General features: G+C 55.8%; 18 protein-coding genes. 3 read left to right on the forward strand and 15 right to left on the reverse strand.

The window, feature by feature from the left end; translation table 11 throughout:
- Nucleotides 1-70: 70 nt before the first annotated feature.
- The 12 genes from ACR0AI_RS10030 to ACR0AI_RS10085 all read right to left on the reverse strand — a co-directional run bounded on the left by ACR0AI_RS10030 (nt 71) and on the right by ACR0AI_RS10085 (nt 13,592).
- Entirely contained in the window at nt 71-1,000 is a 930-nt protein-coding gene (locus ACR0AI_RS10030) for an SMP-30/gluconolactonase/LRE family protein (protein WP_480673487.1), read from the reverse strand.
- Nucleotides 1,001-1,092: 92 nt separating this feature from the next.
- Nucleotides 1,093-2,595 carry an aldehyde dehydrogenase (NADP(+)) gene (locus tag ACR0AI_RS10035; RefSeq protein ID WP_480673485.1) on the reverse strand — a complete coding sequence of 501 codons (1,503 nt, stop codon included), beginning with the start codon at nt 2,593-2,595 and terminating at the stop codon, nt 1,093-1,095.
- 1 nt (nt 2,596) lies between these two features.
- Nucleotides 2,597-3,508, reverse strand: coding sequence for a dihydrodipicolinate synthase family protein (locus ACR0AI_RS10040; RefSeq protein WP_480673808.1), 912 nt, complete (start codon nt 3,506-3,508; stop codon nt 2,597-2,599).
- On the reverse strand, nt 3,509-4,684 hold the full coding sequence (locus ACR0AI_RS10045) for an L-rhamnonate dehydratase (protein ID WP_480673483.1): 1,176 nt from the start codon (nt 4,682-4,684) through the stop codon (nt 3,509-3,511).
- A 10-nt stretch (nt 4,685-4,694) separates the two neighbouring features.
- Entirely contained in the window at nt 4,695-5,699 is a 1,005-nt protein-coding gene (locus ACR0AI_RS10050; protein WP_480673481.1) for a 4-hydroxythreonine-4-phosphate dehydrogenase PdxA, read from the reverse strand.
- Entirely contained in the window at nt 5,696-6,658 is a 963-nt protein-coding gene (locus tag ACR0AI_RS10055) for a YncE family protein (RefSeq protein ID WP_480673479.1), read from the reverse strand. Before ACR0AI_RS10055 ends, ACR0AI_RS10050 begins: the two co-directional genes overlap by 4 nt.
- Nucleotides 6,659-6,732: 74 nt before the next feature.
- Nucleotides 6,733-7,884 (reverse strand): substrate-binding domain-containing protein, encoded by a 1,152-nt coding sequence (locus ACR0AI_RS10060; RefSeq protein WP_480673477.1) that lies wholly within the window; start codon nt 7,882-7,884, stop codon nt 6,733-6,735.
- 84 nt (nt 7,885-7,968) lie between these two features.
- Entirely contained in the window at nt 7,969-9,096 is a 1,128-nt protein-coding gene (locus ACR0AI_RS10065) for an ABC transporter permease (protein ID WP_170556670.1), read from the reverse strand.
- 11 nt (nt 9,097-9,107) lie between these two features.
- On the reverse strand, nt 9,108-9,869 hold the full coding sequence (locus ACR0AI_RS10070; protein ID WP_480673475.1) for an ATP-binding cassette domain-containing protein: 762 nt from the start codon (nt 9,867-9,869) through the stop codon (nt 9,108-9,110).
- 119 nt (nt 9,870-9,988) lie between these two features.
- Entirely contained in the window at nt 9,989-11,035 is a 1,047-nt protein-coding gene (locus ACR0AI_RS10075) for a substrate-binding domain-containing protein (protein WP_480673473.1), read from the reverse strand.
- A gap of 20 nt (nt 11,036-11,055) precedes the next feature.
- Nucleotides 11,056-12,075, reverse strand: a complete 1,020-nt coding sequence (locus ACR0AI_RS10080; RefSeq protein ID WP_170667779.1) for an ABC transporter permease — start codon at nt 12,073-12,075, stop codon at nt 11,056-11,058.
- 11 nt (nt 12,076-12,086) lie between these two features.
- Entirely contained in the window at nt 12,087-13,592 is a 1,506-nt protein-coding gene (locus ACR0AI_RS10085; RefSeq protein ID WP_480673471.1) for a sugar ABC transporter ATP-binding protein, read from the reverse strand.
- A gap of 128 nt (nt 13,593-13,720) precedes the next feature.
- Here ACR0AI_RS10085 and ACR0AI_RS10090 point away from each other — a divergent pair, with 128 nt between their 5' ends.
- Nucleotides 13,721-14,770, forward strand: coding sequence for a LacI family DNA-binding transcriptional regulator (locus ACR0AI_RS10090; protein WP_480673469.1), 1,050 nt, complete (start codon nt 13,721-13,723; stop codon nt 14,768-14,770).
- A 185-nt stretch (nt 14,771-14,955) separates the two neighbouring features.
- Here ACR0AI_RS10090 and ACR0AI_RS10095 read toward each other — a convergent pair whose 3' ends face one another.
- Nucleotides 14,956-15,198 (reverse strand): glycine zipper 2TM domain-containing protein, encoded by a 243-nt coding sequence (locus tag ACR0AI_RS10095; RefSeq protein ID WP_480673467.1) that lies wholly within the window; start codon nt 15,196-15,198, stop codon nt 14,956-14,958.
- 958 nt (nt 15,199-16,156) lie between these two features.
- Here ACR0AI_RS10095 and ACR0AI_RS10100 point away from each other — a divergent pair.
- On the forward strand, nt 16,157-16,903 hold the full coding sequence (locus ACR0AI_RS10100) for an alpha/beta hydrolase (protein ID WP_480701316.1): 747 nt from the start codon (nt 16,157-16,159) through the stop codon (nt 16,901-16,903).
- Nucleotides 16,904-18,123: 1,220 nt separating this feature from the next.
- Here ACR0AI_RS10100 and ACR0AI_RS10105 read toward each other — a convergent pair.
- Both ACR0AI_RS10105 and ACR0AI_RS10110 read right to left on the reverse strand, forming a co-directional pair.
- Nucleotides 18,124-18,621 carry an MFS transporter gene (locus ACR0AI_RS10105; protein WP_480673465.1) on the reverse strand — a complete coding sequence of 166 codons (498 nt, stop codon included), beginning with the start codon at nt 18,619-18,621 and terminating at the stop codon, nt 18,124-18,126.
- 338 nt (nt 18,622-18,959) lie between these two features.
- Nucleotides 18,960-19,202, reverse strand: coding sequence for a hypothetical protein (locus ACR0AI_RS10110; RefSeq protein ID WP_480673463.1), 243 nt, complete (start codon nt 19,200-19,202; stop codon nt 18,960-18,962).
- Nucleotides 19,203-19,504: 302 nt separating this feature from the next.
- Between ACR0AI_RS10110 and ACR0AI_RS10115 the strand changes: the two genes are divergently transcribed.
- Nucleotides 19,505-19,978 (forward strand): DUF427 domain-containing protein, encoded by a 474-nt coding sequence (locus ACR0AI_RS10115; protein WP_480701312.1) that lies wholly within the window; start codon nt 19,505-19,507, stop codon nt 19,976-19,978.
- Nucleotides 19,979-19,980 lie beyond the last annotated feature (2 nt).

Genomic DNA, 19,980 nt, shown 5'->3' on the forward strand with positions numbered 1-19,980 from the left:
ATTAGATAGGGATTTGCGATAGATTCCAAAGGTGCCCGCGTTGCTTGAGATACTCCTATCGCAAAAAGGATCAAGCTAGTGAAACACCGTTTACATCGAGAAATATCGCATAGAGGCTACTTGTTCCAGCCGCAAAGAGCCGGTTTAATTTAGACCCGCCAAAACAAACGTTTCCGACCATCTCGGGTATGTGCACCTTGCCGATTAGTTCTCCTTGCAGGTTCAGGCAATGAATACCGTCCGCGGCGGAACTCCAGATGCGGCCTTCACTGTCTGGCCTGAAACCATCGAACAGCCCCGACGAACAATTGGCAAACACCTCGCCCCCCGTCAGAGTTTTTCCGTCGCTAGAGACACTGAACCTGCGAATATGCGCCGGACCTTCTGGGTCGTGGGTGATTCCCGTGTCAGAGATGTAAAGAGTGCTCTCGTCCGGCGAAAAGGCCAAGCCGTTGGGTTTCACGAAGTCAGTTGCGACGGCTGTCACCTCTCCTGTTATCGGATCCACACGAAACACATGACACGCTCCGATCTCGCTTTCGGCGCGCTCTCCTTCATAGTCCATCATGATCCCGTATGAAGGGTCTGTGAACCAAATGGAGCCATCGGATTTGACAACAACGTCATTGGGAGAATTCAGGCGCTTTCCCTTCCATGCGTCCGCCAGAACCGTGATAGAGCCGTCATGTTCAGTCCTTGTGACACGCCGGGTCAGATGTTCGCATGACACCAACCGACCCTCGCGATCCACCGTGTTACCATTGGCATTGTTCGAGTGCTGCCGAAACACCGAGACCGATCCATCGGTGTCATCCCAGCGCATCAAGCGGTTGTTGGGGATGTCAGACCAGACCAAATAACGCCCGGCGGCAAACCAGGCTGGCCCTTCGGACCAGCGCGCACCGGTCCACAACCGTTCGACACGCGCGTGGCCGATGAAACAGGCTTCGAACTCTTTTTCTATGACCTCAAATCCGGTGCCGTCCAGAACGCCGTACATCCGTTTACTCCTTTGTTTGTCCTTTAGCCGCCGCCGAACCTGCGCGTTCGCCGCGTTTTGGGGTCAGGCCACAGATAGCCTGACGTGTATCCTTAGCCCTGCAGTTCATTCGGCAGCAATGCACCGGGCATGTTCTGATAACTGACCGGGCGCAGCCATCGCGCAATACCGAGAGTGCCGACTGAAGTCGCGCGCACATCGGTGCTGGCCGGGTATGGCCCGCCATGCATCATCGCCGAACACACCTCGACACCAGTAGGGAAGCCATTGGCCAACAAACGTCCGGCTTTCTCTTCGAGGATGGGCATTAGGGTGCTGGCAAAGTCATGATCCGCGTCATCCATGTGCAGCGTCAGGGTCAGTTGGCCTTCCAGCCCTTCAGCGAGGGCCACCATCTGATCCGTGTCGTTGCACAGAACGATGATGCCAGCCGCACCGAACACTTCGTGCTGCAATTTGGGGTTTGCCATCCACTCTGCAGCGCTGACTTTGAACAACGCAGGTAGGGCTGCGCGTTTGCCCACGGCAGAACCGCAGGACGTGACCTCGGTCATCAAATCACGGAAGGCGCGGACACCCTGTTCGTATGCATCGAGGATACCGTCGGTCAGCATCTTCTGTTCCGCCGTTTGGCTCAGTGCTGCCACACAGGCGGTTTCCAACGCATCGGCATCCGGCCCTTTCAGCATGACCGCGACGCCGGGGTTGGTGCAGAACTGCCCGGCCCCCATGGTCAGAGACGCGGCCCAGCCCGCGCCGATCTCTGCCGCTCGCGCATCCATAGCGGTGGGCAGACAGAACATCGGGTTGACCGAGCCAAGTTCGCCGTAAAACGGAATCGGGTTTAGGCGCGCATGGCACAGATCATAAAGCGCCCTGCCTCCGGCCAGTGATCCGGTAAAGCCAACGGCCCGAATATCTGGATGTTGCACCAGAGCCGAGCCAACCTCGCGCCCTGACCCTTGCACGATCTGGAACGTGCCCGCGGGCATGTCGCAGAGCTCAATCGCCTTGGCGACGGCCTGTGCCACCAATTCGGCGGTACCCGCATGGGCGCCGTGACCCTTGACGATCACCGGGCATCCAGCGGCGAAAGCCGAGGCGGTATCCCCGCCCGCCGTGGAAAAGGCGAGCGGGAAGTTCGACGCACCAAAGACGGCCACCGGGCCGATGGCTTTGTGCGTCAGGCGCAGATCAGGACGGGGGAGTGGCGTCCGATCAGGAAGTGCGCCGTCTTTGCGGATATCGAGATACCCGGTCTCTTCGATCAGATCGGCAAACATGCGCAACTGCCCGGTGGTGCGGCCGCGTTCGCCCACCAGGCGCGCCTCGGGCAGTCCAGTCTCTGCCATGCCGGTCTGGGTAATCTCCTCCCCCAAAATATTCATCTGCTCGGCAATCGTGCGCAGGAACGCTGCTCGCTCGGCCCGCGATTTGCCCGCAAAAGCGCGAAAGTCACGGCGAGCGGCGCGGCAGGCCTTGTCGACCTGCGCAGCTGTCGCCTGCGCAAAGTTCTGCCCATCCAGATCATCTGAGGCGCGCAGGTTGTCTGAGCCGACCCAGTTTCCGTCGATCAGGTTTTGTCCAAGGATCATCTTATTTTCCCCACTTCAGGACCATCGGGTCCAAAGGTTTTAAAAGGTCGATCAACCGGTCGCGAATAGCCGGTTGCAGCGGGTCAATCGGGTGGCGGCAGAACTCGGACCGGATTACGCCGCCTTCGACCATCGCCGCCTTGCAGGATTGCCAGCCGCATTGGCGATTTTCGTGGTTGATCACCATCGCAACGCGCCCATAAGCGGCTGTTGCTTCGGCAGTACGGCCTGCATGGTGGTGGGTGATGACCGGCTTGATCTGATCAACTATCATACCCGAAGTCATCGACCCCGTGGCACCCGCATCCAGATCGGCCAACAGGGTGATCCCCTCTTCGCCATCAAACGGCGCTTCAATCGCGTCTCCGCCTTCGGCGATCAGCGCGCGCAGCTTGTTGGCTGCACGGGGACATTCGATCTTGAACAGCTTCACCATCTCGATCTCTTGCGCCATGCGCACCAGCAGAGGCACCGGCAGGTCGACACCCGACAAAGGCGCATCCTGCACCATGATCGGAATGCCGACCTCGCCCACGGCAGCAAACTGCTCGAAGGTCTGCTTTGCATTACCTTTCAGAAGCGCCCCGTGATAGGGGGGCATCATCATCACGATATCAGCGCCCAACTCCCTAGCGAATTGCGCCCGTTCCACCGCGATCTGCGTGGCGAAATGGCTGATCGTCACAATCATTGGAACGCGTCCTGACACGTGCTCAAGGCTCAGTCGCGTTAAAGTCTCGCGCTCAGCATCCGAGATCAGGAACTGTTCCGAGAAATTGGCCAGAATACAGATTCCATCCGCGCCCTGATCGATCAGACAATCAAGAACGCGCTTCATCCCGTCCAGATCAAGCGTTCCGTCCTTGTTGAACGGTGTTGGCGCAACTGGCCAGATACCGGTGTAGGTCATGATTTACTCCGTAATCTGGAAGTGTTTGAGGTGTTTGTCCGTGATTTCGATCCCAAGACCCGGCGTATCGTCATCCAGATCAAGGAACCCATCCACGGCTGCCGGATCCCCTTCGAAGATGTAATAGAACAGTTCGTTTCCGACCTCGACGTCGAAGACGGGGAAGTACTCGCTGATCATGCAATTGGCGTTGGCCATGGTCAGATGGTAATTGTGCATCTGGCCCGAATGGGGGATCACAGGCACTTGGAACGCCTCAGCAATTGCGTTGATCTTCTGCGCTGCCGTAATCCCGCCCACCCGGTTTGTGTCATATTGCAGAACCGAAACGGCCTTTTTCTCGATCAAGTCCTTGCAGCCGATGACCGAGAATTCATGCTCACCGCCAGAGATTGGCACGATGTTCATCGCATTCAGCTCGCGGTAGCCTTCGACATCATCGGCGATGACCGGTTCTTCCAGCCAACGGGGTTCGTATTTGACCAGTTTGGGCAGCATCCGCTTAGTGTAGTCGAGATTCCAGCCCATGTAGCATTCGAGCATGAGATCGGCATCATAGCCGATGACCTCGCGCACGGCCTCGACCCGTTTGAGGTTTTCGCGCATGCCGACCATCCCATCTTTGGGGCCCCAGCCGAAACGCATCTTGTAGGCGGAATAGCCGTTCTTTTGCGCCTGGGCGGCCTCGGCCTGCATCACGTCGATGGGACCGGAGTATAGCTTGGAGTAATAGACGGGGATCTTCTCTTTGGTACGCCCGCCCAGCAGTTTGAACACCGGCTTGCCCGTCAGTTTGCCCATCAGATCCCAGATCGCCAGATCAACGGCCGAGATCGCCGTCATCCCGATCCCTTTGCGCCCCCAGGCGTGGCTACGACGGTACATCTTTTCCCACAGGTAGGCATAATCGAACGGGTCTTCGCCGATCACCAGCGGGGCAAACCATTCGTCAATGGCAGCCTTGACGACCGAAGGTGCTAGGGCCGCGTTGCCGATGCCGATTGTGCCGTCTTCGGCCTCGACCTCACAGGTCAGCCATTGATGGAACCGGAAAGACGACATCGCATCGCCTTTTTCGTACAGCACGTCCGAGGCATTGGTGCAGAAATTACCCGTCGGCGGCACGGTAGGCCCGGTCCAGTTCCAGACGCGCGTGCGCACGGATTTGATTTTGGTCATCTTGGTCTCCTCAGTCCGCGCTGCGTTCGGCGCGATGCGTTTTGGCCATGCGCACCAGCAGATCGAATGCCTGCCGTGTTGCGCCCGGATTGGCCTTGTTCTGTCCGGCGATATCAAAGGCCGTGCCATGTGCTGGGGTGGCAATCGGGATGGGCAAGCCACCCGCAACCGTCACGCCGCGCTCAAACCCCATCAGCTTGATCGCGATCTGGCCCTGGTCGTGATACATGGTCACAACCGCATCGACCTCGCCCCGCTGCGCCTTGAGGAACACCGTGTCCGAGGGCCATGGCCCCGTCACACTCATCTGTTTTTCCTGCGCCTTGCGCACGGCGGGCTCCAGAATATCGATCTCTTCTCGACCAAACTTGCCATTGTCCCCAGCGTGGGGGTTCAGGGCTGCTACGGCGATTTTCGGGCGCGCGTTGCCCGCTTTGCGCAGCGTGTCATTGGCCAGATTGACCGCCTTCAATATCCCCTCTTCAGTGATATTGGCCGCCACATCCTTCAGCCCGATATGCGAGGTCACGCGGGTCGTCATCAGCTCATCCAGAACGTTGAGCTCCGAGTGATATCCGATATGTCCCATGTAGCGCGCCATATAGCGATGCTCGTCCTCGGCATTCAGTCCGGCGGCTGTCATCGCGGCTTTGTTGAACGGGCCGAACAAGATGCCATCCACCTGCCCCGCCATCGCCAGATCCATTGCTTTGTCGAGACAGCGGAGCGATGTCGTACCACCCTCGACGGTGACTTCGGCTGTCTTCACGTCCTTGGGCGCGATGGTGTAGAGCTCGAGATGCGACAGGCCCGGTTGATCTGCCACCGCATCCACCGTGTTGAGTGGTACGTCCAGATCAGCCTGTTCCGCGCCGCGCTTCCACAGGTGACTGTCGCCCACCAGCACAATATCCGCAGCCTCCTGCACGCCCTCCTGATTGAGCAGTTTGGCGATCAGTTCTGGCCCGATCCCCGAAGGGTCGCCGGGCACAATAGCGATACGAGGCTTGTTCATGCCGCGTTCTCCCAGTGTTTCGAAAATCCGTTAGGCAGGATGACCATCACGTCCGGTTCCTTGCCCGTGTCAAAGGTCTGCACCACCTCGAACGTATCAAGGTTGAACCGCTGCACCTGTTCGCAATCGATGGCAATATAGGCAAAGGCAGCCTCATCATCGATGCACAGCGCCAGCGGGTTCGCGGGCGTTTTCTGTTCGTGCAACATCTCGCCCGTGGCTTCATCGAATACCGAGAACGACCCCCCGAAATGGTTCATCGTCACCAGCCGGTTGCGTTTCTCGTCGTAGTAGATGCGGCAGGGATCATCTGGCGTTGGAAAGGTGCGCTCGATCTCAAGCGTGTCGGTATTGACCACGGCGACGGTGTTCGAGATGCGCTGCGAGGTGTAGAGCGTCTGTGCCTGTTCCCGCAGACAGCGCCCTTCAGGTTTCTTTCCGGTCTTGATCGGGATCGGCGAAACCGACGCATCATAGGGATTGAACACGGTCACATTGCCCGAGGTTAGGTTCATTGAATACGCTGTGTGTCCATCCCTGGTCAGCGCAAACAGATGGCACTTGGTGCCGCCGGTTGGCGTGATGTGATCCCAGCCTTGATCGAAGGCACGGGGGTTTTCCTTGACCAGCAGATGGCCTGTCCATTCGGACAGCACGTAGAGACGCCCCTGCCCGTCTAGCCCAATCCCGTGCGGACGGGCATGCTCGCCCAGATCGTAGCTGTGCACGATTTCCTGTTTGCGGATGTCGATCACGATCACGGACCGACCATCGGTGCCTTCGATACCGGAATTCTGCACGCCGTAATGACCGACATAGGCATAGTGAAACTCGTCATCGACCACGAATTCATGAGGGAAATGAGGCAGATCCAACCGCCCCTGCCGGGCACCGGTTTCAATGTCATACCAGCTTACGCAATGGCTGCATTTTTCAATCAACATCATGGATTGCGCCATTCGGGCTCTCTCCGTCTTTGGTTATTTCAGGTGCCTGTGGCCGGTCCCGTTAGGCCCAGCCACAAGCGAGTTTCTTAGCGCTCCAACGCGCCCACGCCCGAGAACCGGAACGCTTCCTGTTCCAGCGCATCGATCTCTTCGGCGCTCATCTGGTCATGAGCGACGGTGATCCGGCCCAAGAACACAAAGGGCAGTTCGTCCTGCCGACCTTCCATGTGCGCCTTGATCGCTTCGGCTGTCGCCGCGCCCACATCGTCACCCATGCGCATGGGCGTTGCGTCCAGCTCGCCCCGGCGAATGGCGTCCAGCTCAAGCCCGGTGCCGCCCCAACCGGTCGAGAACACGTCTTTCTCTTTGCCGACCGCAAGCTGAGCTTCGACCGACCCCATGGCCATAGCGGTGTTGGCGTTATGGATGATGGTGGCTTCTGGATAGGCTTGCAGAATCAGGCTGGTGCCCTCAAAGCCGCCTTCGCGCTGGTATTCACCGTAATGCTCGTAAACCGTGGTCCAGTTGCCTTTCTCTTCGACGCAGGCCTTGAAATCACCCGAACGCTGGTCGTCGGTGATGCCCGGAATGCCCCGGTTCATCGCCATCGTGACGTCACTGCCCAGCCGTTCCAGCATATAGTCGCACATGGTCAGGGCACCGGCGGCCGAGCTGAAGTCGAACCATGCATCCGGTTGATTTGCCAGCCCTTTCGGGGGCGTGTGGAAGGCCCAGACGAAGGTCGCAAACCCGTCATTCCCGGCCATCTTGTCGATATTGTCGGCCTGAATGGCCAGTTCCGACGGGCCAAAGATCACAAAGTCATAAAGGTCCGCATCCTGAACCACCTGGTTGGCATAGGTCGATTGCAAGCTGTGTTCGATCTGACGGCTGGCGAATTCGGTGGTTTCATACTCTATGCCCAATTCATCCAGACGTTTGGTCATCGCCAGATAGTTGCGCGCCCAGAAGTCGGAGGTGTCAGCAGAAGGATAGATCAGTGCGATCTGCAAAGGTGCATCCTGAGTGCCTTCATACTTGACCGCTTCGGCCCCTGTCATCGCCTGCAAGGCTTCCAACTTGCCGTCGGCGTTAACCTCGCCCGGGACCCAATAGTCCCGATCTTCGATACCCGGCAGTTCCTTAAGCGGTAGCTTTCCGTGCCCATCAGCAAAGGCTGCAGTGGCACAAAGGCAAAATGCGCTTGTCGTCAGTAGTGCTTTGTTCAATTGTTTCACGGTAAGTCCTCCCTTTCGCGAACATTGTGGGGCCTTGCAGGTGCGCCAGGACTCCTACCTCCGGGCGCACCACTTTTGTTTGCCTTAGCCGCTTGGCGTAGGCTCGGTTGCCAGTCCCGCCCCTAGGGCAAGCAACAGGATTAGTGCGCCGATCAGAGCGGCCGAGAAGCGGATGAGTTTTTGCGCCTCTTTACTGCGCAGACCCGCCAGCAGGCCCTGCGCCCCGTCACGGTCTTTCTTTTGCATCCAGGTGTAGAGCGCGACCGAGCTGACGATCACCACGCCCGAGGCGACGGATTGCCAGAAGAACTCGATCCGCAGAGTCACCAGTGCGTTGATCATCATCGACAGCAGCAGCACACCGGCCAGAGAGCCCAGCATCGAGGCGCGTCCACCGAACAGGGACGTGCCGCCCACGACAACCGCGGCAATGACATGCAGGTTGAAATACGGGGCCGAGGTCGCCTGAATAGCATTCAGCTTTCCGGTCAACATGACACCTGCCATTGCCGCTGCGGCACCCATCAGCACATAGGCATAGATCTTGTGCCGATCGACGGCCACACCGGTCATTTCACTCGCTTCGGGGTTCGAGCCAATCGCAATCGTGTAGCGCCCGAAATAGGTGCGTGTCAGGACGACATAGCCAATCGCCATTGTGATCAAGCCCAGCACCACAGGCACCGGAATAAAACCCGGAATCTGGCCACGTCCGATTTCGGTGATCAGGTCGGGGAAACGCGCGAGTACCAGACCTTTTGCAATCACCAGCGCCAGACCGCGATAAACAAGGTCCATCGCCAGCGTTCCGATCAGGTCCGGCACTTTGAAACGGGTAATAACCAGACCGTTGATCAATCCCATGATCGCGCCCAGCACAATCGCCAGAGGAACAGCTACCCAGGCCGGAAAACCGTATTGTTTCACCAGAAAGGCCATGAGAATGGCCGACAGCGCCGCAATCGAGCCGATCGACAGGTCAATCCCGCGCTGGGTGATGACAAAGGTCATCGCCATCGCCATCGGCATATACAGCGCCGCATCCAGCAGGATCAGATTGAGGTTGGTCAGGCGGAAATACCGGGCCGGTTCCGCAATCCCCATGAAGATGAGAATGGCCAGGATCATCACCATCGGCCCGATAAAGGCCAGATAAGGCTCCAATCGGTCCATGATTGTTCTTTGTTCGGTGTTTGTCATCGCCGCGGACATATCGTTCTCCTTCACGCAGCTGCGTCTTGGGCACCGACAATCAGGCCCAGAACATCTTGAACGGAACTCTCCGCAGTTTTGACAACGCCAACGGCGCGGCCCCGGCGTTGCACATGCACGCGGTCCGCCACTTCGAACACGTCATCCAGAGAGTGCGAAATAAGGATCACCGCCAAGCCCTGTTCGCGCAGCGCTTTGATGAGCTTCAGCGTCCGCGCTGTTTCCTGCGGACCCAATGCTGCGGTAGGTTCGTCCATCACCAGCAAGCGCAGGTCTTCGTGATAGACCGCGCGCGAGATCGCAACCGCCTGACGTTGCCCGCCTGACAAGCTTTCCGTCATCACGTCCATAGACCGCAGCCGGACACCAAGACGTTCTTCCAGAACCCGGGCGGCCTCAGATTTCATGCGTTTGTTGTCCAGAAACGGAACGCCGAAAACGTTCTTGGTCAACTCGTTGCCCAGAAACATATTCGCAGCAGGGGAAAGATGGTCGGCCAGCGCGAGGGTCTGGTAAACCGCATCAATCCCGTTTGCGATTGCGTCAGAATGGCTGGCCATCTCCAACGGTTTTCCATCCATCAGGATGTGGCCTTCGGTGGGTTGATATACTCCGGTCAGGATTTTGATCAGGGTGGATTTACCGGCCCCGTTGTCCCCGACGATGGCGAGCACTTCACCCGCATAGGCCGTCAGATCGACGTCCTGCAACGCGGTCACCCCGCCGAAGCGTTTGGTTATTCCCAGCATTTGAACCAATGGCTGTTCGCTCATGGTTTCCTCCTTTGCGCAAAGCTCCGCCATTGCGGTCGAAAGACCGCTGAGTTGGCTTTGCGCTGTGTCATCTTTTCGAGCGGGGCCCTTGCCGATTCAGGCAAGGACCACCGGATCGGTTACTTGCCCCAGATCTTTGCGTAGGCTTCCCGATAGGGGCTGTCGGGGTCGAACTGATTACTGTCACCCAGCTTGGCCAAGCCATCCTCGGTCACCAGTGCAGGCGATGTGATATAGCCCGAGCATGCCTCGCCCTGAATGGCGCGGTTCAACTCGTCCACCAGTTGCCAGCCTTGCAAGTTCAGCGGTTCGGCCACGGTAATTGTCTGATAGTTACCGCTGCGGATACGCTGAAAGGCAGCCTCCGAGCCGTCGCCTGCTGACCCCGCCTGAGGCCCGTCGTCGGACGAGATACCCGCCGCCGCCAATGCAGGCCCCATGAAGTCAAAATACAGATCGTTGATCGCAAGCGCGTGGGTCCACTGGTCGCCATATTTCTGCAGCAGGCTCGTGGTCAAAGGCCCCATTCGGGCCGAGGTATCGGCGATGGGCGTGTCAACATATTCCAGCACCGTACCGCCCGCAGCTTCGATGGTTTCCTTGATCCGATCGGCCTTATCGATGGCGATCTGATAGGTCGAGTCAGTGAAGATGATCGCCCCCACCCCGTCGCCGCCGTCTTCCATGGCCCATTCGGCAGCCACTTCGGACACGGTCATCGCGTCGGTCGAGACATTAGCAAAGATGCCCCCGGGCGCGTCACATCCGATCTTGGGCCCGGAATGCCAGGCCACCATCGGAATGCCCGCGCTTACCACGCCTTCCAGCGCGGCCTGCTGTTCGATGGCATCAAAGCCGTTGATGATGATCCCGTCGGGTTGCAGGGCAAGCGCCTGGCCGATGGCTCCGGTCCGGCCCTGAATGGACCCGGCCCCGTCCAGTACGCGCACATCCCAGCCAATGGTGCCAACTGCTTCCTCGACGCCATTGGTGACCCCGAGAATACCACCGTTTTTCAGATCGCCCGCGACGACGACAATGGATTTGCCTTCAGCAGCTGTCGGTCCACTGGTTGGCCCGTCAAACGCCGTCTCGGCGGCGAGCGGAAATCCCAAACCTGTGAGCAGCGCGGCAGCGGATACCGCCATGGAAGTACGTTTCAGCATAATCTCCTCCCTTATGCTGTTTACTTTTTGGCGCCTTTGCGACGCTGAGCGTAACCGGCGATACCGATTGCGATCAGAAGCGTGACACCGTTGAACATCGGCTCGACCCAGAAGGATCCGCCGAATTGCTGAATGCCCGAGATACCGACAGCCAGGATCGCGACACCCACAACTGTTCCCCAAACATTCACGCGTCCCGGCTTGATGGTTGTGGACCCAAGAAAGGCCCCGACCAAAGCAGGTAACAGGAATTCAAGACCGACCGAGGCTTGCCCGATCCGCAATTTCGACGCCAGCAACACCCCGGCAAAGGCGGTGATCAGGCCCGATGACATGAAAGCGCCTATAACGAATTTCCGGGTCGGAATACCGTTCAACTGCGCAGCACGCTGATTGGCGCCGATCGCGTAGAGGTACCGACCGATGGGCGTGTATTCCAGGATCAGCCACATCGCGACAGTGATCGCCAGAACGTAGAAGCCAGTGATAGGTAGACCGAATACAAAGGTGCCGTTGATGGCATAGAAACTCTCCGGCAACGCGCCGACCATTTGACGTCCGCCCGTGTGCCACAGCGCCAGCGCATACAGGACCGTGCCTGTGCCTAAGGTGGCAATAAAGCTGTCGATCTTGGCGACCTCAACCAGCAGACCGTTCAGGAAACCAGTCAGCAGACCCAGCAACAGAACAATCGCCACTGCAATCGGCCATGGAATGCCATACAAAGTCTGCAGAGAGATCGCCAGGATGTGCCATAGTACAATCCCATACCCGACCGTGAGGTCGATACGGCCTGCCGCCATCGGTATCATCGCCCCCAAGGATAGAAGCGCAATGATCGCCTTGTCCGAGATAATCGCCCGTAAGTTCAGAAGCGTCGGGAACGTGTTCGGCAGGAGGATCGAAAACAGGATGATCAGAAAACCCGTCAGCAAAACCAGCCCATAAACCGGCAAAAACCTGAGAATTCGGGTTTTTAACGAGGCATCTTTGAGCTCCGCCTTGGTCGGTTCCAGCGCGTTGGATTCAAGCGATTGCATAGTCGTATTCCTTAACTTGCCACGGCGTTCGAGGCCGAGGCAGCCTGTATCAGGTTTTCAGTGGTCAGTTCGGTACCCGTCAGTTCGCGCACGATCTGACCCTGGCTGAAGACAATGGCGCGGTGGCAGATGGCCGCGACTTCCTCGAAATCGGTTGAAACGACGATGATGCCGACGCCCTCTTCCATCGCGCGGTTCAACAGCGCGTAGATTTCCGCTTTGGCCCCAACATCGACACCTGCGGTGGGGTCTTCGCAGATCAACAGCTTGCGCTTGGTTTCAAGCCAGCGCCCGATGACGACCTTCTGCTGGTTCCCGCCCGAAAGGCTCTCAATCGCCATGCTTTGATCATTGGGGGACAAGGCGACGTCAGCGCCGATCCGGGCAGCACTCTCTGTCTCCGCTTTGTGGCTCATGAACGACAGCAACGATCGCCCGATGGCGGCGGGATTCAGGAAGGTGTTCTCTCGGATGGTCAAGGACATGGCGACGGATTCCTCGGTCCTGTCCCGTGCCACCAAACCGATCCCGGACGCCATCGCGGTTTGCGGAGAGCATAGATCCGGGCGTTCACCATGCAAGCTGATCTGACCGTCAAACGCTTCGGACCCGAACAGGGCTCGCGACACGTTCTCGTGCCCTGCGCCGCGAAGACCCACAAGCCCCACAATCTCATTCGTCTGCAATTGGAAGCTGACACTATGCGCTGCTTCCATGTTGAGGCCCGACACCTCCAACAACGTTGCGCCCGGCGGAGTGTCCGGCTTCATCACTTGCCGGGTCTTGCGGCCGACGATCATGTAAACCAGCTCTTCGGGCGTTGTATGGTCGATGCTGCGAAGGCCAACCATTTCTCCGTCCCGCAACACCGCAACCCGGTCGGCGATCTGAAAAATCTCGTCCAACCGGTGCGAAACGTAGATCATGCCGACACCCTTTTCTTTCAAAGGGCGCAGCGCTTCGAACAGCCGCTCGACCTCATCCGCTGGTAGCGATGCGGTTGGTTCATCCAGCACCAGATAATCGCAATCCACGGCCAAGGCGCGGGCGATGGCGACCAGAGACTTCTCGGTCCGCGACAAGTCCTGCACCCGCGTGGTCGGGTCGAATTCGCACCCCACCTTGTCCAGCGCGTCTTGCGCAAAGCTCTCCACCGATTTCCAATCGATCAAACCGCTTTTTCGGGAATAGCCCAGAGCAAGCGCGATGTTTTCGGCCACGGTCATCCATTCGATCATGCCCAGATCCTGGTGGATAAAGGCAACAGACTGGCGCTCTCCAAACCCACCCGGGCGATGTTCGTAGGGCTCGCCGTTGATCAGAACCCGCCCTTCATCCGCCTTGTGAATGCCACCAAGGATTTTGATGAGGGTCGATTTGCCTGCCCCGTTTTCGCCCAGCAAAGCAACAATCTCACCGCGCTCAACATTCAGAGACACGTCGCGCAACGCATAGGTGCCTCCAAAATGCTTCTTTATCCCGTCAAAGAACAGATTGTTTTGCGCAGTGCCGGGCACAGGCCGCCTCCTCCTAGACTTAGGTAACCCCAATGCTCCTCAACATCGTATTGAGTTACCCGTAACGTTACGCTAGCATTCGCGCAGACCCGGCTGTTGTCAATAAAAAAGAGTTACCCGTAACGTAAATGAGCAGTGAAACTGATAAATCAAGCAAAAACAATAAAGTAAGCCTTGCTGAGGTGGCAAAGGCTGCGGGCGTGTCGAAGATGACTGCAAGCCGAGTCCTGCGCGATGAAGGGGGCTTCTCGGAAAAAACGCGCGCCAAGGTCATGGCCGAAGTGGACAGATTGGGTTACCTGCCGAATCGCTTGGCGACGGTTTTTGCGGGTGACAAGAAGTCCACTTTTGTCGGGGTCAGCATCCCCGAATTGGGCAACGAGATTTTCGCGCAGGTTCTGGAGGGCATCGACCGAAAGCTCGGTGCGTTTGGACACCAGACCGTGCTGGGCCTCACCGAGCATGAAATCGACCATGAGGAAAAATGGATCGAGACCGTGCTGTCCTGGCAACCCGCCGGGCTGATCATCACCGGTCGCTCGCACAGCCAAAAAGCGATCCAAATGCTACGCGGCGCAGGCATCCCACTGGTCGAAATCTGGGATTTCAACTCGAGCCCGTTGGACATGTGCGTGGGGCTGAACCACTTTGACAGCGGCTACAGCATGGGTCGCTATCTGGCTGGAATGGAGTATCAAAAATTCGGCTATGTCGGCACTTCACATGACGTCGCAAATGCCGCAACCGCACGTCTGAACGGCTTTTCAAAGGCCATCGAAGATGCAAACGGGCGGCTTGAAAAACAACTACTGCTGAAGGACACGCCAAGTTTCTATACCGGATTTTACGGCACCGAGCAGCTGCTTGCCTCCCACCGCGATATCGAAGTTGTTTTCTACCAGAACGACAATATGGCGATTGGCGGGCTTCACTATGCACAAAAAATCGGATTGAGCGTCCCGAACGACATTGGAATTGCCGGATGGGGCGACTTGCCAATTTCAGCGATTCAACCTTATCGGCTGACGTCGATTGCAGTACCCCATCTTAAGATTGGACAGATCGCGGCAGAAATGGTTCTGGCCCAAATCAACGGCGAACCTGCCAAGTCCACGACGGACGTCGGATTCCGGCTTATTCCCGGGAGTACGGTGAGAAAATCCAGACCGGATGGGTAAACTGCTAAGCAACGCATACGTAGCGCAATGTTCCTGCGCCAACCGTTCTTTCAGATCGCTCTAGGCATCGAGTGCTTCAGTTGGACGCAGCATGGCAGGCTGTTTCATGAGAAAAACGATGCAGTAGAGAACTTGAATATTAGGAGAGCATTCATTTTTCGGACAATGCCGCTGAAATAAAGTCATCAGTGACAGGCAGATTGACCAGCGTACATCCCAAGGCCCGCGCCAGCCGCCGTAGAAAGCGTTTTGCCTGTTCCACCACCGAAGCGGTTCCCGACCACTCCGCCAAGTGCCGCACCACCCAGTATACCCGCAGCACACCGAGCGTCGTTTTGTGCCTGAGCCTGAGTTGGCGTTGTTGGCGCTCCGCATGCCGCCAGTAGCAATGAGCTACCAAATATGCTGGCCACCACTACCTTTTTCATATTGATCGCCTCTCAATTTACGAAATTAGTTACCGAGTGAGGTGGTCTGTGGTTGGCTATCTTACAAGACTTCGCCTCCGGAGTTAACAAAGCGTTAACCTAGTTTTAACGGCGGCAAGTCAGGACTAGCGTCACTCCTCGAAAGGTCTAGAAGCTTCAATTAGTTTCTTGAAATTTTTGGTGCAAAGAAGCAGTTTCATGAATGCCGTTCAACTCCTGTCGACTCATGGCTGCCATTTTCCCAAGGCGCCATTGCCGAGGTGCGGGACTTCATAACCGTCTTTCGGTGCACACGCGGCACTACGCGTCAAGGATGGTACTGATTCGCAGGAAGCAGCCATTCATGAAGGCAACAGCAAAGGTTAGCGATGAGCCCAAAGCGAAAATCATTTCTGTTGGCGAAACGGCTTCGTTAACTCTCGTTTAAACCACCATGTCAAACTTGCACTAGCGTTTGTACAGAAATCACTACTCAGATCAAAAAGAGGGCCGTTGTCGTTAGTTTATTGACAGACGAGAAACACACTAAAAGATACTGATCCAACCAAGCTGGATGTATATTCGAAAATGAAGCCTCTTTGGAATGGAGTTTCAGGTTTAACTAAAACGCTAGGGCTTCGCTTCTTTTTTTAGTACTAGTTCTAGGCGTAGCTTCATGCATTCGACCTCCAGAACTCGTAGGCGTCGAAAATCCCCAATATCCTGCGTCAGATGTAGTTGAGGCCAAACGCCAGACAGTCTTTATTGCCACAACGCGACAGGCGTCCGGAGCAGAGGGTGTTTTTTATTCGGGCGACCGCAGCGATACACTTGGACTAGCTTCGGTGGTAGTCACCATTCCGCCAAATCACAAAGTTGGCAAAATAGAAAGAACCAACGCTCTCCCCCCAACCCTTCGAAGCATTTCACTATCATCGACCCAAAAGTTTATGCATCTGAAAACGCTTTTGTTTCGGACATTGACAAACAACTTCTTGCACTTGGTGCTTCGGAGCAAAACGTCCTATTTTTTGTTCACGGCTACAATACGACCCTAAGTGACGCCATTCTTAGATTGGCCCAATTTGTTGAGGATACTGAGTACGATGGGGTTCCGGTGTTAATGTCATGGGCTTCTGCGGCAGAAACCCTCAAATATGTTTACGATATCAACAGTGCGCTTGCTGCTAGATCGGACTTCTTGAAAACTGGTGAAATAGTTACGCGATCAAAAGCTCAGCAATTCGATATTCTTGCATTCTCAATGGGAGCGTTTCTTACAATGGAAGCGATCTCGCAAGCGGAATTAGCCGGAGAATTCAATCCTCGAAAAAGAGTGCGAAACATTATTCTTGCGGCGCCGGATATAGATTTGGCCGTTTTTGAGAACCAGCTTTCCAAAATAAAACACGACAATCAAAAGATCTTTGTCTTAGTTTCGTCAGACGACAGGATTCTAAACTTCTCAAAATTCGTTTCTGGTGGAGTAGACCGCGTTGGCGCAACAGATGCCGCCGAACTCGCAAAGTCTGGAGTCAAAGTTATCGATTTAAGCCAAGTAAGAGATTCTAAGAGCACCAGTCACTCAAAGTTCGCTGCTTCGCCAGAAGTCGTTCGAATATCTGGTGAAGCAATCCGGACAAGCAGACGTTCCAGCAGACGATCAACTATAGAACTTCAGGATCTGATCGGTGACGCTTCCGTGGAAATTGTGGGCACACGATAGCCTAAGCATTTTCGTCTCGGCAATCAGTCGCCCCCAATAAGAAATGTAGACGGTGGCTTTTTCCGCAAAGCAGACACTCGGTAGAATTCACTCAACAACCGCGTAGAGCCATAAAGTGGCTAATGCCGCGCTATACCTGACAGTCACATTTGATTGGGTTCATTGGAAACCGGTCAGCTGATCTGTCACATTTCTGTTCGCCTACGAGGAAAATACACATAATTCAGAGGTCAATTTGCCCGTTGCGCAAAATTGCTCTTGAATCGGGTTCTTTACATCAGAAATAGCGAGAACATTGTTTGCCCTGAGAATCCAAGCTAGAGAGTTTTCGCTCTTGTGCATTATTTGTCCGATATGTAGTGTAGCAAACTGGCGAAATCCTACACCTGCAGAACGTCTCTGATGCGCGCCAACTTTTGCGCGTTGGCCACGAGTTCTTGCATGCCATCGCTTACACCCTCTTCGGGCAAAAAATGATTCTTCGAGACCACATGCGTTTTACGCAGCTTTCTCACCCGCAATCACCGTATTCGGAGATCCGCATTCTGGACATCTCGCGAGAACATGATCTTTGAAAATAACTCAGCTTTCCTCTACTATCGATTGCCAGAGTCAGGTCCACCCGCCAGAACCGCTGCTTGACGCATCCGCTGGAACTCGTCAGGCGTGACAGTTCCGTCGCTAACATCAATACCTTCGGGAATCCGCGCCAGTTTGTGCCCAACTACGCGAACACTGCCCCTTGTTATTTCCAGGCAGCCAGAGATTTAGCAAGTCAGCCCACTTGTGTTGATTTGAATGGCTGTCTGACCGTTTGCGACATTGACCAAAGGAGCTTGGATAGGAGGGCTACAAGCTGAAATCAACGCTGAAACTCCAAAATACGTCCATTTCTTCAAAGACAATCTTCTTTCTTCGTTAAAATAAGTATGCGATTGTCCAGTCAAAGTTATTGAGCGTCGGCGTCGAGCCCTTACTTCTCAGATGGCACGCAATTTAGGGTCTGCCGCTTTTGCCTTGTTTCGCTGAAGGCAAAGTTGCCACAATCCGCGCTGACGGCAACCGCATGAGCAAAAGCGCGGTCACTCCACAAAGCACGTAGCCTAAGAAATTCGGTTACAGCGTTGCGTTGTAGCTCAGACCGACAGTGACTGCCGAGATGACCCCCATCAGTGTCAAGACCGAGGCGGTGATGGCAGCTGCAAGACCAGCGATATGGCCTAGGCGATCCAGTGCGATGGCATTGGAGTAAACGAGTGTTTGGCCCAGTAAAAAAGCACAGGAAAATTCGCGGCAATAAACAGCCATAAAGGCGGAAGAGTTCTTACGGCGAACATCACTGCCGTTAATTCCAATGACCAGGAGATCAATACGCTGGCTGCGAGAACACACATACGATCCATCGCGACATGCTCGACCAGCCCCGCATTCGTTACCGTGGCGGCAGAGATGAAAACCGCCACACCGCCAAACAGGATAGCGCAGAGGTTGCCTACCTTGTAGGTGTCCTGAAATAGCTGCTGCGACGAGTTGATGTACCCCACAAGCGCGCCGCAGCGGAGGCCGCCAGCTGTCGTGAACGCCGTAGCGCGCCGGTTGCCTAGGACTTCAACAGAGGCGGCTGAGAACTGGCCAAGCTTGAATGGACGCTTCTCAGGCAGGGTCTCGGGTTGCCTGAGCTGAAGCCATGCGGCTCCACCAACACAAATCACCGACAAAACCGTTAAAAAAACTCAGCCACGGCATAACCAGTAACAGCGCCTGCCCGAAAGATGGGGCGAGGACCGGCACCATGCTAGAAATACCCATGATTGCTGAAAAAAACACGTGACATGGCGGCACCCTAGAAACGATACCGAATCAGCACAACTGTGCCAATTCTCGGCCTAGCAGCTCTAAGACCTTGCAGAATGCGACCCACAATCAAACGATCAAATGTCGATCCCATGGCGCAGACCAGTCCATTGGCGGCAAAAAGCGACGCCCCCAAGACGATAGCGGGTCGACAACCAATGCTGTCAGAAAGAGACCCGAAAACCAGCTGACCTGCCGTCAGTCACAAAAAAAGGACAAGAATGATAAGACGGCGCCGATTGCTCTCGACTCCAAACTCCGATGCCATCTCCCAAAACACTGGCGACATAACGTCAATCGACAGCGCAATGGTCGCCATAAAAACGGCGGCACTTGCGACAAACTCAATGAGGCTCGGGTTCTTCTTAGGCTTAATGGTTTTGAAGCTGTAGCCGTGCACAGCAAACAATGGAAACATCAAACCTGAATTCAGCGTCGTCCACATAGCGGTCCTAGTGCCATTTTACGCAAGTGTCCGCAATCACACGAAGCGGTCATTGAGAGTAGAAAATTCGATTTGCCGTGAACGAAGAACTGCTTAGCAACGCTTAGCTGTCATTTGATGAATACAAGCGAGTGACAGAAACAAGCCCAAGGGGGCAGAATTCTTACAGTAGTTGTTCCTAATTTGCTCCTGTGGCTAACGATTGGAAAGCGTTTCTTGAAACTCGACATCCTAGATTAATGCTGACCTTGCGCTATGTCCACCGCGAGAACTGCAATGAGTCATACCGTAGCTGGTTCCTTATGATGTCACTTAAGATCGAAAACGTCCAAGACTATCCGCGACCACCTGCGCTGCGGGCAGTACCCCATCGGGTGCGGATCGAGCTCGGCGGTCAAACCATCGTTGAGACCGATCAGGCGTTTCAGGTTCTCGAAACCCATCACGCCCCCACGTATTATATTCCGCCGCAAGACATTGATGCCGTTCTGACGAAGGCCTCGGGTAGATCATTCTGCGAGTGGAAGGGTGTTGCGAGCTACTGGGACGTTCAGAGCGGGGCGGCCGCGGCTAAGAACGCTGCGTGGAGTTATGCTGCACCCACCACCAGATTTGAACAGGTTAAGAGCTATCTCGCCTTTTACGCCGGACTTATGGACGCTTGTTTTGTTAGTGAGTACCGGGTGATCCCGCAACCCGGGGCCTTCTATGGAGGCTGGGTCACCGAAAACTTGAAGGGTCGCATAAAAGGCGCTCCGGGCACGGAATTGTGGTGAGT

This window comes from Ruegeria sp. BG3, from assembly GCF_056538485.1.

What these genes read in the sequence shown, in the direction of transcription:
- ACR0AI_RS10035 (WP_480673485.1), bottom strand. Translation starts at nt 2,595, where the DNA reads ATGATCCTTGGACAAAACCTGATCGACGGAAACTGGGTCGGCTCAGAC.
- ACR0AI_RS10095 (WP_480673467.1), bottom strand. Translation starts at nt 15,198, where the DNA reads ATGAAAAAGGTAGTGGTGGCCAGCATATTTGGTAGCTCATTGCTACTG.
- ACR0AI_RS10055 (WP_480673479.1), bottom strand. Translation starts at nt 6,658, where the DNA reads ATGGCGCAATCCATGATGTTGATTGAAAAATGCAGCCATTGCGTAAGC.
- ACR0AI_RS10050 (WP_480673481.1), bottom strand. Translation starts at nt 5,699, where the DNA reads ATGAACAAGCCTCGTATCGCTATTGTGCCCGGCGACCCTTCGGGGATC.
- ACR0AI_RS10065 (WP_170556670.1), bottom strand. Translation starts at nt 9,096, where the DNA reads ATGTCCGCGGCGATGACAAACACCGAACAAAGAACAATCATGGACCGA.
- ACR0AI_RS10115 (WP_480701312.1), top strand. Translation starts at nt 19,505, where the DNA reads ATGATGTCACTTAAGATCGAAAACGTCCAAGACTATCCGCGACCACCT.
- ACR0AI_RS10075 (WP_480673473.1), bottom strand. Translation starts at nt 11,035, where the DNA reads ATGCTGAAACGTACTTCCATGGCGGTATCCGCTGCCGCGCTGCTCACA.
- ACR0AI_RS10080 (WP_170667779.1), bottom strand. Translation starts at nt 12,075, where the DNA reads ATGCAATCGCTTGAATCCAACGCGCTGGAACCGACCAAGGCGGAGCTC.
- ACR0AI_RS10110 (WP_480673463.1), bottom strand. Translation starts at nt 19,202, where the DNA reads ATGTGGACGACGCTGAATTCAGGTTTGATGTTTCCATTGTTTGCTGTG.
- ACR0AI_RS10045 (WP_480673483.1), bottom strand. Translation starts at nt 4,684, where the DNA reads ATGACCAAAATCAAATCCGTGCGCACGCGCGTCTGGAACTGGACCGGG.
- ACR0AI_RS10030 (WP_480673487.1), bottom strand. Translation starts at nt 1,000, where the DNA reads ATGTACGGCGTTCTGGACGGCACCGGATTTGAGGTCATAGAAAAAGAG.
- ACR0AI_RS10090 (WP_480673469.1), top strand. Translation starts at nt 13,721, where the DNA reads ATGAGCAGTGAAACTGATAAATCAAGCAAAAACAATAAAGTAAGCCTT.
- ACR0AI_RS10070 (WP_480673475.1), bottom strand. Translation starts at nt 9,869, where the DNA reads ATGAGCGAACAGCCATTGGTTCAAATGCTGGGAATAACCAAACGCTTC.